Source organism: Sphingomonas jatrophae, assembly GCF_900113315.1.
Lineage (GTDB): Bacteria > Pseudomonadota > Alphaproteobacteria > Sphingomonadales > Sphingomonadaceae > Sphingomonas_P > Sphingomonas_P jatrophae.
In genome coordinates this window covers 225,223-240,862 of sequence record NZ_FOZG01000003.1, presented here as the reverse complement: position 1 = coordinate 240,862, position 15,640 = coordinate 225,223, and the positions used below count along the sequence as shown (strand labels likewise).

General features: G+C 66.9%; 13 protein-coding genes. 4 read left to right on the top strand and 9 right to left on the bottom strand.

Features of this window, described 5'->3' with window-relative positions; all coding sequences use genetic code 11:
- Positions 1-22 precede the first annotated feature (22 nt).
- Positions 23-520, top strand: coding sequence for a nuclear transport factor 2 family protein (locus BM360_RS16760; RefSeq protein ID WP_165611338.1), 498 nt, complete (start codon positions 23-25; stop codon positions 518-520).
- On the opposite strand, the gene BM360_RS16755 is transcribed toward BM360_RS16760, so the two are convergent.
- The 6 genes from BM360_RS16755 to BM360_RS19970 all read right to left on the bottom strand — a co-directional run bounded on the left by BM360_RS16755 (position 511) and on the right by BM360_RS19970 (position 7,340).
- Positions 511-1,164 (bottom strand): EthD domain-containing protein, encoded by a 654-nt coding sequence (locus BM360_RS16755; protein ID WP_093316303.1) that lies wholly within the window; start codon positions 1,162-1,164, stop codon positions 511-513. The genes BM360_RS16760 and BM360_RS16755 overlap by 10 nt on opposite strands.
- Positions 1,164-4,037, bottom strand: a complete 2,874-nt coding sequence (locus BM360_RS16750) for a TonB-dependent receptor (RefSeq protein WP_165611337.1) — start codon at positions 4,035-4,037, stop codon at positions 1,164-1,166. Before BM360_RS16750 ends, BM360_RS16755 begins: the two co-directional genes overlap by 1 nt.
- A gap of 117 nt (positions 4,038-4,154) precedes the next feature.
- Positions 4,155-4,943 (bottom strand): SDR family oxidoreductase, encoded by a 789-nt coding sequence (locus tag BM360_RS16745; RefSeq protein WP_093316300.1) that lies wholly within the window; start codon positions 4,941-4,943, stop codon positions 4,155-4,157.
- Positions 4,940-5,443: a carboxymuconolactone decarboxylase family protein gene (locus BM360_RS16740; protein ID WP_093316299.1), complete on the bottom strand. Its 504-nt coding sequence runs from the start codon at positions 5,441-5,443 to the stop codon at positions 4,940-4,942. The genes BM360_RS16745 and BM360_RS16740 overlap by 4 nt, the downstream gene beginning before the upstream one ends.
- A gap of 38 nt (positions 5,444-5,481) precedes the next feature.
- Positions 5,482-6,291, bottom strand: a complete 810-nt coding sequence (locus BM360_RS16735) for an SDR family oxidoreductase (protein WP_278247461.1) — start codon at positions 6,289-6,291, stop codon at positions 5,482-5,484.
- Positions 6,288-7,340: an NAD(P)-dependent oxidoreductase gene (locus tag BM360_RS19970; RefSeq protein WP_242653546.1), complete on the bottom strand. Its 1,053-nt coding sequence runs from the start codon at positions 7,338-7,340 to the stop codon at positions 6,288-6,290. The genes BM360_RS16735 and BM360_RS19970 overlap by 4 nt, the downstream gene beginning before the upstream one ends.
- A gap of 105 nt (positions 7,341-7,445) precedes the next feature.
- On the opposite strand from BM360_RS19970, the gene BM360_RS19665 reads away from it, so the two are divergent.
- Positions 7,446-8,816, top strand: coding sequence for an MFS transporter (locus tag BM360_RS19665; RefSeq protein WP_165611336.1), 1,371 nt, complete (start codon positions 7,446-7,448; stop codon positions 8,814-8,816).
- On the opposite strand, the gene BM360_RS16725 is transcribed toward BM360_RS19665, so the two are convergent.
- Positions 8,808-9,632: a ThuA domain-containing protein gene (locus BM360_RS16725; protein WP_093316294.1), complete on the bottom strand. Its 825-nt coding sequence runs from the start codon at positions 9,630-9,632 to the stop codon at positions 8,808-8,810. The genes BM360_RS19665 and BM360_RS16725 overlap by 9 nt on opposite strands.
- A gap of 52 nt (positions 9,633-9,684) precedes the next feature.
- Here BM360_RS16725 and BM360_RS16720 point away from each other — a divergent pair, with 52 nt between their 5' ends.
- A complete protein-coding gene (locus BM360_RS16720) occupies positions 9,685-10,206 on the top strand; it encodes a VOC family protein (protein ID WP_093316292.1) in 522 nt (173 codons plus the stop codon).
- A gap of 3 nt (positions 10,207-10,209) precedes the next feature.
- Here BM360_RS16720 and BM360_RS16715 read toward each other — a convergent pair whose 3' ends face one another.
- The gene (locus tag BM360_RS16715) at positions 10,210-11,949 is read right to left on the bottom strand and encodes an FAD-dependent oxidoreductase (RefSeq protein WP_242653545.1); all 1,740 of its coding nucleotides are present in this window, start codon (positions 11,947-11,949) and stop codon (positions 10,210-10,212) included.
- Between the two features lie 192 nt (positions 11,950-12,141).
- Positions 12,142-12,609 carry an Lrp/AsnC family transcriptional regulator gene (locus tag BM360_RS16710; RefSeq protein ID WP_093316290.1) on the bottom strand — a complete coding sequence of 156 codons (468 nt, stop codon included), beginning with the start codon at positions 12,607-12,609 and terminating at the stop codon, positions 12,142-12,144.
- A 386-nt stretch (positions 12,610-12,995) separates the two neighbouring features.
- Here BM360_RS16710 and BM360_RS16705 point away from each other — a divergent pair, with 386 nt between their 5' ends.
- Positions 12,996-15,581 carry a TonB-dependent receptor gene (locus tag BM360_RS16705; RefSeq protein WP_165611335.1) on the top strand — a complete coding sequence of 862 codons (2,586 nt, stop codon included), beginning with the start codon at positions 12,996-12,998 and terminating at the stop codon, positions 15,579-15,581.
- Positions 15,582-15,640 lie beyond the last annotated feature (59 nt).

The following is a 15,640-nucleotide window of genomic DNA, read 5'->3' as shown; positions in this document are numbered from 1 at the left end:
TTTATTTCGAAAGGACCCGGCAGTGTCAACTCTGCAGACCGTGGCCGACCGCATCGACATTGCCGATTTGATGGCGAGATATGCGCGTGCGGTGGACCGCTGCGATGCGGCGCTGTTCGACACGGTTTGGGCGCCGGGAGCCATCGTCGATTACGGCGAGGGGCCGGAGGACGCCGCGCAGTGGAGCCTCGGCCTGCTCGGCCGCCTGCGCGCGATGGAGCGGACGCAGCATGCTCTGAGCAACAGCCTTGTCGATCTTGCCGGCGATCATGCTTCGGCCGAGACGATGTGCACCGCCTATCACCAGCTGACCGTCGATGGGCAGGCGCAGCAGATGATCGTCGGCGGACGCTATCTCGACCGGTTGGTGCGGACCCGCGAGGGATGGCGCATCGCCGAGCGGCGCTACGTCATGGACTGGAACGAGATCGCACCTTCGACCTGCGAGATCGGCAGCGGGCGCTTCGCCCGGTTCAGCAGGACGGGTGCACGCGCGCCGGACGACCCGTCTTACGCCTGAGCCCGCGTCGGCGGCACCGGCCGCCAGTCCGCCGGTGGGCTCGGATCGCCCGGCCAGAATACGACACGCTCCTCGGCAAGCAGCCCGCGTGCCGGCCCGTCATGGTCGGCCCAGGCGCGCCGGAAGGTCGCGAGATCGTGCCACCAGCTGGTCTCGACCGCCACGTAAGGCGCGACCTTGATGGGGAGGGGCGTGGCGGGGCGGGTCTGGCGCGCGGTGCGAACCGCGCCATGGCCGGGCAGGCCCGGCTCCCCCTCGTGCAGGAACAGGATCGCCTTCAGCAGGCCGACGCACTCACGTCGCGGCGCACCGGTGCCGATCTCCTCGGTGAGCGGTTGCGAGCGATAGTCGCTGATGTCCATGAAGTTCGGCTCGTCATGGAACGCGCCGTCGCGAAACGCTGCATGGCTGCGCAGCGCGGCAAAGGCCTCCGCATCCGCAAACCACAATTCCGGCACGCCATCGGCGACAATCTCGAGCCCGTCGACCGGTATGTCGAGCTTATGGTTCTGCACGTAACCGGCAAGCAGCCCGGCCTCGGCGATGCGGAGGGCAAGGCCGCGATGGATCGTCCGCCAGTGCAGCCGAAACGCATCCGGCGGCAGGTCTCCCCGCCGCCGGATCAGGCCCATGACCTTGAACATCAGAACTTGAAGCGGACACCGCCCCGGAAGGTCCGACCGACGCCGTCATAGATCAGCAGGTTGGTGCCGGATGCCTGGCCGATCTGCGTGTCCTGCGAGAGGACGACGGGCGGGCCCTTGTCGAGCAGGTTGTCGACCGCGACGAACAATTCGGTGCTGCCGCCGCCAAGCTTCAGGTCATAGGAGGCAAAGGCATCGAAATAGGCGATCGCCGGCACCTTGTTGCGGTTCTGGTCGAGCGGACCGAAATCCACCTCCATCTTCGACTTGCCGATGAAGCGGCTCTTCAGCTGCACGGTGATCGGATCGCCCGCATAGGTGGCGGTGAACAGGCCGCGCAGCCGCGGCACGCCCTGCGACACGCCGAGATTGTTGCCAACCTCACCCGCGCGCGTGACCACGTTGGTCGGGTTCACGATCTCCAGCTTGTCGGCATAGTTGAACAAGGCGCGCAGATCGATTGCACCCGCACCGAGCGGGCGGCGATAGCCGAGCTCGACGTCGAAGCCGCGGGCAAGCTCCTCACGTGCGTTGAACGGAACCACCGAAACCGCCGTGATCGTGCCGCCGGCATCCCGCGTGATGGCGGAGCAGAAGACCGACTGACCGGCGGCGCAGAGATTGACGATCTGCTGCGACGAACTGGTCGAAATCGCACCGTCGATCTTGATGTCGTAATAGTCGATCGAGGCCGAGAAGCCGGGCAGGAAGCTCGGCCGCAGCACCACGCCTGCGGTCAGCGAATTGGCCCGCTCGGGCGCGAGATTGGGGTTGCCGCTGGTGGTCTGCACGACGGACACGCTGCTGTTGCCGCGGGTCGGATCGGTGAGGAACTGCACCAGGGTCGTGCCCGCGGTGAACAGCTCGCTGAGATACGGTGCACGAATGTCGCGCGAGCGGGTGACGCGGAACTGGATGTCCTCGATCGGGGCCCAGGTGCCGCCGACCTTCCACGTCGTCACGCTGCCGCTGGTCGAATAATCGGTGAAGCGCACCGCGCCATTCAGGTCGAGCGTGCCGACCGCGCTGTCCTTCAGCACCGGCACGGCCAACTCGCCAAACGCTTCCTTGACCGAGATGCGGCCGCGGAACGCCTTCTGGTTGGCGACATACCACAAGCCGGCTTCGCTGTTGGGATCGGCCTCGACGACGCCGCCGCTGTCGCGGCGATAGTCGCCGCCCACTGCCAGCGCGACCGCACCGGCGGGCAGGTCGAACAGGTCGCCCTGCACGCTGCCTTCGATCACGTGCTGCGTCAGGCGGATGCGCGACAGCGACGTGCCGGACGCATAGGCGCGCTGCGCGTCGGTGATCTCACGGTTGCCGAACGGATTGTAGGGCACGCAGCCATTGTTCGGCGAAGTCAGAGTCGAGCGGCAGACGGGGGTGCCGCCCGGCCCGACGACCGAGTCGAACATGTTGAGAATGCGGCTGGGCAGAAGGTTGTTCTCACCCGCATTCTTGATGCGCGTCTGGCCGTACTGGTAATAGACGTTCCACTTCCAGTTGCTGATCTTGCCTTCGAGGCCGGCAAGGCCGCGGATCAGCGAGCGATCGTTCACGCCTTCCGGCCAGCCGAACGCCGGATTGATGTGCGACAGGTTGAAGCTGGTGATGCCCGCCGCCACCATGCGATCGCGCACGGAAGTCGGCAGATACGCATTGTCGATGCGGATCGGCTCATTGTCGACCCGCCAGAAATAGCCGGAGTTCGTCCGCGTCCGCGACGAGCCGTAGCTGCCCTCGGCGAAGAAGGTGAGGTCGTCGGCCAGCTCATATTCGGCGTGTGCGAAGGCGGCGCCCTGCGTGACCGGCGTCGAGACCTGGAGCACGTCCAGCGTCATGTCGTAATTCTGCGTGCCGCCCGACTGGACGAAGCCGCTCGCGACCGAGCCGAACGGGAAATTGGTCGTGGCGACGTTGCCGGCGGCGTCGAACGCGGTGCCGCGCAGCGGGCCGGAGATGATCACGCCCTCGCGCGTCGCGTTGATCGTCGAATTGGGCAGGATCAGCCGCTGCGGCTGGCCGTTGGTCGGCGTGTAGGCCGGGTTGATGAAGAACTTGTAGCCCTTGTACCAATCGCGCTTGCGCAGGTAGGCGCTGCCGGCGGACGAAAAATTGCCGCTGACGACGATACGGCCGCGGTCGCCGAGCTTCGCACCCCAGCTCAGATCGGCGGTGATCGACTCGCCGTCGCCTTCACCGGTGATGCCGCCCTGCACCTGGCCCTTGATGCCTTCGAACTTGGTGTCGAGCACGAAATTGACCACGCCGCTGACCGCGTCCGAGCCCCAAGCTGCCGAAGCACCGCCCGTCACCACGTCGACGCGCTGTACCAGCGCCTGCGGCAGCGTGTTGATGTCGACCGCGCCCGTGACGGTGGACGGCGTCACGCGGCGGCCGTTGAGCAGCACCAGCGTGCGGTTCGGGCCGAGATTGCGCAGGTTCAGCAGGTTGGCACCGGCAAGACCGCCGCCCACGGTGGATGCGGACGAACGGGGCGACTGCGAGCCGGCGAGCGAGGGCAGCTGGTTGACATAATCTGCGATCGTCACCGGCGCGGCCTGCTGGATCTCCGCTTCGGTCACGACGCTGACCGGGGTCGGCGCGTCGTATCCGTTGCGCACGATGCGCGAGCCGGTGACGACGACGTCGGGTGCTGCCGCAGCCGCCGGCTCGGCCGCGGCAATGGGGGCGACTTCGCCGGGTACGGTCTGCGCCGAGACGGGGGCATCGTTCTGCGTCGCGCCGTCCTGCGAGGGGACGGGGGCTGCCATCGCGGCCGCGGGATCGGCCGTCTGCGCCGACACTGCATGGAAGGGCAGCATCGCCGCCGAGCCGCAGAGAATTGCGCGGAAACGATGTGCCCTCATGCTGTCCTCCCTGATCGGGGTCATGCTCTGCCCCGGCGCCCAAGCGGCGCTTCGATGTGCAAAACTAACGCACGCACCCACATGCTTGCAAGCAAAAGCGTAACGCGTTGCGTTTTCTTATGCGGGTGAGGGGACAGCGCCCTTGGTGATCGAGGCACCATTGTCGATCACCAGCGACTGGCCATTGATCCAGCGCGACTCGTCGGACGCGAGAAACAGGAGGAGCGCGCCCACATCCTCAGGCTCGCCGCGCGCATTGCCGCCGCCGGGGACCGCGTCGAGCAGCCCGGCACCGGGTGCCGCGGCCCGCTTCTTCTCCGGCACGGACGCGACCATCGGTGTGTGCATGCCGTTCGGCAGCACCGCATTGCAGCGGATGGCCAGGCCGGTCTGGCCGCAATAGACCGCGACCATGCGGCTATAGGCGTCGATCGCGCCCTTTGCGGCGGTATAGGAAGCGTTGTTCGGCTCGCCCTGCACGGCGGCAATGGACGACAGGTTGATGACCGAGCCGCCGCCGCTCCGCCGCATCGCGGGGATGGCATGTTTGCAGCCCCACACCATGCCATCGACGCTGACCGACATGACCATGCGGTAACTGTCCTCGGTGATCCCCTCGGGCGTGTCGAGTTCGACTACGCCTGCATTGTTGACGAGGATGTCGAGCCGGCCTTCCCGCGCTTCCACCCCGGCGATCAGGGCCGACCATTCGGATTCGCGCCGCACGTCGTGGTGGACGAACCGCGCCGCCGTGCCGATTGTTCGGGCGATGTTCTCGCCGCCCGCATCAACGTCGGTCAGGATCACGCGGGCACCCTCGGCGGCGAACATCCGCGCCGCGGCCGCGCCCAGGCCCTTGGCCGCGCCGGTGACGACCGCGACCTTGCCGGCCAGCCGTCCGCTCATGCGGCGCGGGCTGCAGCAGACGGCCGCAGCCGGATCGCGCAGGAGCGTTGCAGGTCCAGCACCGCGTTGATCCGGCCGAGCCCGAGCCACTTGGCACAACCCGCGGCCAGATCGACGATCTCGCCGTCATCGAAGGCAGAGCGCAGGTCTGCCCAGAAGACCGGATCGAAACTGTCTACGCCCGCCGCGAACCGCTCGGCAAAGCCGATGGCGAGCCTCTCGCGCCGGGAATAGCGCTCGTCCGGCGCGTCGACGCCTTCGTAGAACGCCTCGTCGAGGCCGCTGCCCGCGAGATCGTCGATCCGCGCGTCCGAACAGGGAATGCAGCGATTGATATGGGCGATGCGGGTCCGCGCCGCTTCCTGCTCCCGCGTCGTCAGCGTCGACGTGTCCTGCACGGCCGCGCTGAACGCATCGGCTGCGGCGCCCATCTCCGGCCGCAGCTGCCACATCCGTTCGCGCTCTTCGCCCGGGCCCTCCGGAAGGTCGATCTGTGCCATATCGTCTCTCCTGGTTTATTCTGTCGATCGGGTGCGGGTTACGGCGCGGGGCGGGGTGCCCCCGTCGCGGCGATCACCGACGCGTCCACCTCCGCGCGCGACGGATTGCCGCGCAACGTCAGCCCGCCATTCACCTGCAGGTTCTGGCCGGTCATGAAGCAGGCATCGTCGGCCAGCCACAGCACGGCGGCGGCAATGTCCTCCGACGTGCCGAGCCGGCCCAGCGGATATTTGGCGCGATAGGCCTCGAACACGCCCGGCACCGCCTTCGCGCCCGCCGTCATCGGCGTCTCGGTCAGCCCCGGTGAGACGGAGTTGGCGCGGATCCCGCGTGGACCGCCGACCAGCGCGATGCAGCGCATCACATGATCCATCCCCGCCTTGGTGCCCATGTAGGGTGCGTGATCGTCGAGCATGATCGTCGCGGTGGCGGAGCTGATCTGGATGAGCGACCCGCCATCACGTACGGCGGGCAGCAGCGCCTGGAAGAACAGGAAGGGCCCGACGAACTGCAGATCGACGATGTCGCGCAGCTGCTGCTCGGTGACGTCTTCGAAGCGGCCGCGCAGGCCGTGGCCGGTTGCGTTGACGACGATGTCCACGCCGCCCCCCACGTCGCGCAGCCGGTCTGCCAGCCGCTCGGAATCGGCCTTGACCGTGATGTCGCAAGGCTCTGCCCAGCCGCCGATCTCCTGTGCGAAGGCCGCTAGCGGCCCAATCGTGCGCCCTGCCACCATCACCCGCGCGCCGGCACCCGCCAGCGCCCGCGCGATCACCTGACCCATATTGCCGGCGCCGCCCGCGCCGATCACCAGCGCCACCTTCCCGGTGAGCGTGGCCCCGCTCACGCCAGCGCCTCCGGCCCGATCTCGTGGAGCAGCGGCGCGCCCGTCGTGTAGCGCACCAGATTGTCCACCAGCAGCCGGTCGGTGCGCGCATACAGGCCCGAGCCGATGCCCGCGGTGTGCGCAGTCAGGGTGACGCGCGGGTGCGTCCACTGCCATTCGCCGGGCGGCAAGGGCTCGACACGGCAGACATCGAGCACGGCATGGCCGACTCGTCCGTCATCGAGCGCCGAGCGCAACGCCGCCTCGTCGAGCAACGGCCCGCGGCCGACATTGATGAACAGGGCTCCCGGCTTGAACCCGGCGAAGAAATCCGCGCCATAAGCGCCGTCATTGTCGCGCGTGAGCGGCACCGACAGGATCACCACGTCCGCCTGGGCGAGTGCGTCTGCCATGTCGTCGGGGCGGACGATGGCGTCGGCATCCGCGTCCGTGCCGCCGCTCCGCCGCACGCCGGTGACGTGCGCGCCGAGTGCGCGTGCGCGCACCGCGATGTCGCGTCCGATCTCGCCATAGCCGACGCACAGCCAGCGGCTGCCAGCGATTTCGCGGAACGGAAAGGCCTGCCAGCGCTGCGCCGCCTGCGCCGCGCGCCGCTCAGGGCCGCGCTGGAAATGATCGAACACCGCGGCGACGACATATTCGCCGATGGCGGGGATCATCGCCTTGCTCATCGACAGGCGGACGCCCTTGGCGGCGAGACGGGCAAAGGCGGGGTGATCATAGCCGGCGCGCGCGCTCTGCATCCAGCGCAGGTCCGGCGCCTCGACCATGCGCGCCAGGAATGCCTCGTCCTGCCCGCGTGCGAAGGTGTCGAGACTGAACCAGGCGGCGGTGAACCGCGCCTGGTCGAGGGGGATGGCGCGACCCTCGACGCTGAACGACCCGTCCGGCTCGAACAGCACCGGCTCGATCCTTATGCCCGCATCCGCAATGGCGTCGCGCATCCGCACCCAGCCGTCGCGCGGGAACAGCATCCGCAGGGGTGTGCCGGCGTTTCGCGATGCCGCTTCGCCCGGCATCGTCGAGCCGCTATCATCCGTCGGTCGCATCCGTCCCCTCCCAAATGCACCACGCGCTTTCCCTTTGCTTTTGCGTGCGGATCGATTAGCGATCAACAAAATAATAGCGCGTGCGCTTTTGTAGAGGAATGGCAGATGGCCAGCGATGCGCAGACCTCGCTCGAGCTTGCGGGCAGCTTGGCCCAGAGCGAGCATGTGCCGATTGCGGACGGGGCCTGGCGCGCCACCGCGGTGCTGACCCTGCTCTACTGGTTCGGCACGCTCGACCGGCAGATCGCCGCGCTGCTCGTGCCGCTGATCAAGGCGGACATGAAGCTGACCGACCTGCAGATCTCCCTGATCCAGGGCCTCGCCTTCGGCCTGTTCTTCATGCTGCTCAGCCCGGTCATGGGCTGGCTGGTCGATCGCTACAGCCGGCGCATGATCCTGTTCGGCGGGATCATCGGCTGGAGCATCGCGGCGGTCTGTTCGGGCCTGACGCGCAGCTTCGGGGGGCTGTTCGCCGCGCGTGCCGGCGTGGGCGGGTGCGAGGCGTCGATCAACCCGACGGCCTATGCCATGCTGAGCGAGCTTTACCCGCCGAATAAGCTGTCGCTGCCGCTGTCGCTGTTCGTCATGGGCGGCAATCTCGGCAGCGGCATGTCCTTCCTGCTGGGCGGAGCGGTGATCGCGTGGGTCACGGCATCGCCGCCGATCGATCTGCCGCTGTTCGGCACGCTGTCCGGTTGGCAGCTCGCCTTCGTCATCACCGGTCTGCCGGGCCTGTTGCTCGCACCTTTGGTCTTCACCATCCCGGAATCGCAGCAGCACCTCGCCCGCAAGGCGACCCGGCAATCGACCACGGGCTTCGGTGATCTGTTCCGCCATTATCGCCGCTTCCCGCTCTTCTACGCGGCGCACGGGCTCGGCTTCGCGCTCATCATGGCCTTCGTCGTCGGTCTGCAATCGTGGAACGCCACCTTCCTGTCGCGGCACCATGGCTGGGAATTGTCGACCATCGGCTACTGGATCGGCATCGCGCAGGTGGGATCGGCGCTGATCGGGCTGGCGGTGCATGGCTGGGCGGTCGACCGGCTGTTCGCGACGGGGCGGCGCGATGCGCACCTGACCTACTTCGCGGTGATGTGCGCGCTCGCTTTGCCATGCGGCGTGGCCGCTTACCTGGTGGAGAGCGGCGCGCTCATGCTCGTGCTCTACAGCGTCGCTTATTTCTGCCTGATGGCGTTCGCCAGCATCGGCCCCGCCGCCCTGCAGATCGCGACGCCGGCGCAACTGCGTGGCAAGGCCTCGGCCGTCTACATGGTCGGCGTGTCGATCGTCGGCACGATCCTGGGCCCGATCATCGTCGCCACCTTCACCGACAAGCTGTTCGGCGACGAGGCGGCGCTCGGAGAATCCATGGCCTTGTTCGCCGGGCTGACCACCGGACTTGCCGCCCTGCTGTTCACCATCGGCCGGCCGGCGATGCGCCGGGCCATCGCCGCGGCGATGCCGCCTTCAGCCTGAGCGCGCCCAGTCGAGCGCCTCCGGCGAGGCGGCCCAGCGGATCGCATTTTCCACCAGCCGGCGGTAATTCGGATCGTCATACACGCTCGGCCCGTCACCGGGCTGGAGATAGACGAGCGGGCTGGCGAGCGCGCGCTTGACCCAGCCGACGATGTTCGACCCCGGCGGGTGCACCCAGCCCTCATTGTCGAACATGCGCCCGTTCACCGCCGCCGCTGCCGACCAGAAGCCGCGATCGTCGAACGCATGGTCGGAGCGGAGCAGCGGGATGATGTCGCTCTCGAACGTTTCCGCCAGATAGAGTTCGTCGGTCAGCGTGAAGCTGTCCGGCAAGCCCGCCGTCACCGGATGAGGCGCGACGGGGCGGAGCGTGTGGGTGATGTCGTGGCGATAGCCCGAATCCGGCCTTGGCTCCCCGCGAACGAGGCCCGGCTTGTAGAGGAAGCGGCCGCCCAGCCAGTCGCCATATTCGTCCCAGGTGGGCCACCCCGCGAGCGCATGGTGGAGCGCGACGACGCCCTTGCCCGCGCCCAGCAGGCGCCGCATGCCGTCCTTGAGAGCGGCAGATGGCTGCAGCAGGCCCGGTCTATCCTCCGCTGCGGCGAAATCCACGCCCGGCATGTCGTAGAGCACGAGCACGTCGAAGTCGGCCATCCCTTCAGGCGTCATCAGCAGCGCGGCGGCAGGCTGATCCACCATCGTCGCGCTGATGCCGGCCATGCCCTCGAACAGGCGATCGAACGCGGTGCGGTCGAACGGATGACCACGCACCGCGACAAGCGCGCGCAGTTCTGCGGCATGATCGATTCGCGGCATTGGCACCTCCCTCCCAAAACTATAGCGTGTAGCTGTTTTCCGGAGAACCGCGATGCTGACCGCTGCCCATCCCCTCGGATCGATCTTCCAGATCGCTTACGTGCCGACGGACCTGCCGGCCGCACTCGATTTCTGGACGCAGCGTATGCGTGTCGGGCCCTTCTTCCGCCTTGCCAACATCCGCATGGCCAATTGCCGCTACCGCGGACAGCCCACCGATCCGGACTTCACCATCTACCTCGCTTACTGGGGCGATGTGCAGATCGAGCTGATCGAACAGCATAATGACGCGCCGTCCATCTACACCGAGTGGCGGGCGGCAGGGCAGGAGGGCGTGCACCATCTGTGCACCGCGGTGGACGACATCGCCGCCGCCCGCCGCCACTGCCTCGACCTTGGCATGACCATCGCGCAGGAAGCGGACTATCCCGGTGGCGGCGTCTTCTATGCGGATACGGGTGGCGGGCCCGGCACGATGATCGAGGTGATGCAGGTGCCGGAGGCGACGGCGCAGCGCTTCGCCGCGATGCGCGCCGCCGCCCGCGAGTGGGACGGGAGCGATCCCGTCCGCTGACCTCTACCGCGCCTCCTCGCCGATCAGGCCCGCCGCATGGCGCGCAGCGACGTAGCCGAAGGTCAGCCCCGGCCCAAGCGTCGCACCGGCACCCGGATAGGCGCCGCCGAACACGTTGAGCTGATCATTGCCGACTGCATAAAGGCCGTCGAGCGGTGATCCATCCTCGCGGACCACGCGCGCATAACGATCGGTGCGGATGCCGGCGAAGGTGCCGATCTCGCCCGGAAACATCTTGATCGCGTAGAACGGGCCCTTCTCCAGCGGCCCCAGGCACAGGTTGGGGCCATCATAATCGTCGTCGCCCTGATAGGCGTCATAGGCGTTGGCGCCGCGATTGAACTCGCTGTCGACGCCACGCCGCGCATCCGCGTTGAACCGCATCACCGTCTGCTGGAGCTGTTCGGGATCGAGCCCGATCTTGCGTGCGAGATCGGCGAGCGTCGGTGCCTCGATCAGATAGCCTGAGCGGATGAAGCCGCGGCGCGGCATGGGCTTGGGGCGGACCCGCCCGATCCCCCACTTGTCGACGGCGCGCTTGTCCCCGATCAGCCAGGCGAATGCCATCGGCTGCTTGGCCCCGGCCTCCAGCATCATCGGCACGAAGGCGGAATAGGCAGCGGACTCGTTGCCGAAGCGCCGCGCATCCGCGCCGACCGCGATGAAGCCGGGCTTCAGACGATCGACCAGATGGGGCCAGACCCCCGCCGGTCCGGCCACGTCGGGGCGGACAGAGGTCGGCATCCAGGCGCCCGCATTCGACACCTCCTTGCTGAACACACCGCCGGCCTGTTCCGCCAGTCGCGCGCCATCGCCCGTATTGCCGGGGTTGGCGACGGAGCGGCGGACGCCATCATAAGCGTTGGCGGGGTAGGCCTGCTGGCGGCGCTTGTCATCATGCGGAAAGCCACCGCTGCCCAGCACGACGCCGCGCCTGGCAAGAATGCGCCGTGCGCCGTTCGGCGTGTCGACGACAGCGCCGCGCACGCCGCCATCGGTCACGATCAGTTCGCGCGCGGGGGAGGAGAGCAGGATCGGCACCTTCAGCTCGAACAGGGTCTGCGCCAGCCGGGTGATCAGCGCGCGCCCCCGGACCACGCGGCGGGGCGCCCCGTGCAACGCCGTATCGACGACATGCCGCGCCATCTTGCCCGCGACCGCGGCGAACGCCTTCGGTGAGCGGCCAGCCCGGAAGAACTGCTTCATCTCCACCGACGAGCCGATCGCAAAGCCGAAGAACAGCATCTGCGGCAGCTCGCTCTTCAGCTCGCGCAGATGCTTGCCGAGCTTGCCCGCATTATATTCGCGCGCGATCAGCGAGCGAACTTTGGCGGCGTTCGGGTGGTCCATGTTGTAATCGGGATATTCGGCCGCGTCGAAGCGGACGTGGCTATTGTCCTCCAGGAAGGCGATCATCTCCGGGCCATATTTCAGATAGGCGTCGATCCGGTCGATGTCCGCATAATTGCCGGCTTCCTCGATGATGTACTTGCGCGCATTGTCGAGCGTATCGGTCTCGCCCAGACGTTCCTGCAGGGCGGCCGAGTGGCGGTTGCCCGGGATCCACAACATGCCGCCGGATGTCGCGGTGGTGCCGCCGAACACCGGCTGCTTCTCCACCACGACGACATCGAGGCCTGCCTTGCGTGCCGTCACCGCGGCGGTGAGTGCGCCGCCACCGCTGCCAATCACCAGCAGATCGCACTCGATCGTGTCGGCTGCGCCGTTCGCCGAACCTGCCACCTGTCTCTCTCCACCAGCTTTGCCGTTGAACCGTCACGGGTGACGGTCGCGATCAGGCTAGCTTGGAAAGTACGCAGGTCAATGCGCAACCGGCCGAAATCGCCGACGCGCGTTACATTTAGGAAGATGGTCGAATAGCTGAGGCGGGTGGGGCACGGCACGAGCAAACCGCGCGGCACTGAGGCGCGGAGTTCAAACCACCTGCGTCGGCCGCCGCAGCACGGTCTTCAGCATGAAGCTCGAGTTGATCCGCGACACGCGCGGAATGCGGGCCAGCGCCATCAGCATCGACTGGTAATGATCGAGATCGGTGACCACCACGCGCAGCAGATAATCATAGTCACCCGTCATCTGGAAGCAGTCCGTCACCTCCGGCACGTCCTGGATGCTGCGTTCGAACGTGGTGAGCGCCTCTTCGGCCTGCCGCTCCAGCGTGACCGATATGAGCGCCTCGATCCCGCCGATCAGCCGTCGCTCGTCGAGCCTTGCAGTATAGCCGAGAATATAGCCGTCATTTTCCAGCCGCCGCACCCGCCGCAGCGTGGGCGTGAGCGACAGGCCGATATCCTCGGCCAGATCGCGCCATGTTTTCCGGCCTTCTGCGGTCAGGATCTGAAGGATGCGCGTGTCGAAACTGTCGAGCTTGGTCTTGCTGCCCACGCAACCTCCTGACAAAGGCCGTGGCGCACCGTTTTCCCGAACGGCACCGGCCCCGAGGGCTAGCCTGCCCCGGCCGACTCCCGTCTGCAACCGCTTTTGCACGAGAGGGAGTGCGTATCACCTACGAGCTGCTGTGTCTTTAGTGCAAGCATGCCGAAAATCTCATGCATGACACGTAATTTTGGAATTGCCTTCGAGCGCAGTTCGGTTTCTGATCCGTGACAACCGGGGCGCAGATCATCGGGCGGTGCAGGGACGAAAAGGTTCGGCAAGGGCAAAGCTCTGTCGAGCCTCGGTTATGGGCGGGATCGGAATTCCGCGAACTAGGGGGTCACCAGGCAATGACTTACGGCATCGCATCACGCATCCGCCGCGGGCGGGTTCTCATGGGGGTTTCGCTGCTCGCCGCGTCGACTGCGCTCCACGCGCAGAACGTCGAGGCACCGCCGCAGGGCGCGTCCATCGGTGGCATCGGCAGCACGCCGACGACCGAAGCGCCGCCGTCGACGGACGGCACCGCGACGCCGCAGGGCGAGGTGGTCCAGCAGGGCGACATCGTCGTCACCGCGCTGAAGCGCGCCACCAGCATCCAGCAGACGCCGATCTCGATCTCGGCCGTTACGTCCGACTCGCTGGCCCGCCAGAACATCACCGATTCGAACGCGCTCGGCCGCGTCGCGCCGTCGCTCGTCATCAACGAGGGATCGAACGGCGGCAGCCGCGTCATCATCCGCAACCTTTATGCGACGGGTGAGCCGCTGGTCGGCCTCTACTATGACGAAGTTCCGCTGAGCGGCACGGGCGGCGTGTCGAACGATGCCGGCGGCACGCTGCCGGGCCTGCGCCTGTTCGACGTGGAGCGCGCCGAGGTGCTGCGCGGCCCGCAGGGCACGCTCTATGGCGCGAGCTCGATGGGCGGCACGATCCGCATCATCTTCGCCAAGCCGAAGATGGATCGCTACGAAGGCGCGGTGGACGGCCAGATCACCAGCACCGACGGTGCGGGCGGCAAGCTCGGCTACCAGGGCAATGCGATGATCAACATCCCGATCATCGAGGAGAAGATCGCGGCGCGCGTCGTCGGCTTCTATGAAAAGGGCTCGGGCAACGTCGACAACAGCCTGCTCGGCCTGAAGAACATCAACAAGAGCGAGAGCTATGGCGGCCGCCTGACCGTGCGGCTCAAACCGACCGAGGACATCACGCTCGACCTGCTCGGCGTGTATCAGAATCGCGACGGTGCGCGCGGTGACTGGAATTACACCAACCGTCAGCTCGGCGGAAAGCGCTACGACCAGCAGGTGCTTATCCAGCAGCCGCAGACGGACGAGCTGAAGCTGTTCGGCGCCACGCTGAACTGGGATTTCGGCTTCGCCACGCTGACGGCGACGGGCTCCTATTCGAAGCGCCTGCTCGAATATAGCTTCGACTATACGAACTTCTTCTCGCGCTATCAGACGAACGGGGCTGCCCAGACGCGTGGTCTGGTGCCGAGCTATACCGGTGCCGCCACCGCGATCCCCGGCTATGCGCGCTTCCTGAGCGATTGCACCTCCGGCTATGTCACGGGCACGACCTGCAACGGTGCCGGCTACCAGACCTACGTCAACAGCCTGGGCGTGCAATCGACCTTCCAGCCGCAGACCAGCGAGACGACGACCGAGGAAATCCGCCTCGCCGACGACGCGCATGCGCTGAAGTGGACGGTCGGTTTCTACCACAGCAACCGCAAGAACTTCACCGAATCCATTCTGGAGCGGGCGGACCCGGTGACGGGCCTGCAGAACTACCCGAACGCCTTCGCCACCCCCGCGGGCTTCGTCGTCGGCGTGAACACGACCGGCCTCGATCGCACGATCGACGACCGTCTGGAGCAGATCGCCGGCTTCGCCGAACTCACCTACGATATCAGCGATGCGCTGAGCGTCACGGCGGGCGGCCGTTACTTCAAGTATATGAAGGACACGACGGCGGCGGTGCTGGTGCCCAGCTACATCGCCGGCAATGCACGGCAGGGCGAGATCACGCAGAGCGGCGACGAGAACGGCACGCTCCTGAAGTTCGGCGCGAACTACAAGTTCAACCGAGACTTCATGCTCTACGCAACGGCGGCGCAGGGCTATCGTCCGGGCGGCGTCAACCAGGCGCTCGGCCTGCCGAGCTACGCGTCGACCTACACGTCGGACGAAGTGTGGGCCTATGAAGTCGGCGTGAAGACGTCGTGGTTCGACCGCAAGGTCGTCGTCAACTTCGATGTGTTCCAGATGGACTGGGACGACATGCAGATCTCGGCGAGCTTCAACAACGCCTTCGGCTTCATCACCAACAGCTCCAGCCCGGCGCGCATCCGCGGTGCCGAGCTCGACACCTCCTTCTACCCGGTCGACCGGCTCGCGCTGCGTCTGTCGGGCAGCTACATCGACGCCAAGCTGCGCGGTGACCAGGGTCTGCCGGCCGGCATCACCCAGTGCCCGATCCCGTTCGTGCCCGGCACCACCGGTTGCGCCACGGTCGCGGCAGGTCGCGACGGGGATACCATCCCTTATTCGCCGAAGTGGACGATCCAGGGCTCGGCCGATTACTCGACGCCGCTGGCGAACGACCTGCAGGTCATCTACCACGCCGACCTTGCCTATCGCAGCAAGTCGCTGACCACCTACGATCTGCCGCGCTACGCCGCCGCTTATCCGAACGGCCCGGGCGGCACGCCGGGTGGCGAGGCGCTCTACACGCTGCCGGGCTTCGCCACGGTCGGTCTGCGCGTCGGTCTGGAGAAGGACGAGGGGCGCTGGGGTATCTACCTTTTCGCCAACAACGTCTTCAACAAGCTCGGCCTCACCAACCTGACCAACGGCCAGGCCAGCGCGACGCAGCTGTCGCAGCGCTATAACGGAGCACTGATCCGGCCGAACTTCGCACAGTTCGCGCCGCCACGGGTGATCGGCATCCAGGCAACCGCCCGGTTCCGCTAAGCCACAAGGGGCAGGCCGCAGCAGCGACCTGCCCCTTTTTTCTGACAAGGTTCTGACGA

Bases quoted from the DNA above. Each gene is read 5' to 3' on its own strand.
- BM360_RS19970 (WP_242653546.1), bottom strand. From the start codon at position 7,340: ATGCGACCGACGGATGATAGCGGCTCGACGATGCCGGGCGAAGCGGCA.
- BM360_RS16740 (WP_093316299.1), bottom strand. From the start codon at position 5,443: ATGGCACAGATCGACCTTCCGGAGGGCCCGGGCGAAGAGCGCGAACGG.
- BM360_RS16725 (WP_093316294.1), bottom strand. From the start codon at position 9,632: ATGCCGCGAATCGATCATGCCGCAGAACTGCGCGCGCTTGTCGCGGTG.
- BM360_RS16755 (WP_093316303.1), bottom strand. From the start codon at position 1,164: ATGTTCAAGGTCATGGGCCTGATCCGGCGGCGGGGAGACCTGCCGCCG.
- BM360_RS16745 (WP_093316300.1), bottom strand. From the start codon at position 4,943: ATGAGCGGACGGCTGGCCGGCAAGGTCGCGGTCGTCACCGGCGCGGCC.
- BM360_RS16720 (WP_093316292.1), top strand. From the start codon at position 9,685: ATGCTGACCGCTGCCCATCCCCTCGGATCGATCTTCCAGATCGCTTAC.
- BM360_RS19665 (WP_165611336.1), top strand. From the start codon at position 7,446: ATGGCCAGCGATGCGCAGACCTCGCTCGAGCTTGCGGGCAGCTTGGCC.
- BM360_RS16750 (WP_165611337.1), bottom strand. From the start codon at position 4,037: ATGAGGGCACATCGTTTCCGCGCAATTCTCTGCGGCTCGGCGGCGATG.
- BM360_RS16705 (WP_165611335.1), top strand. From the start codon at position 12,996: ATGGGGGTTTCGCTGCTCGCCGCGTCGACTGCGCTCCACGCGCAGAAC.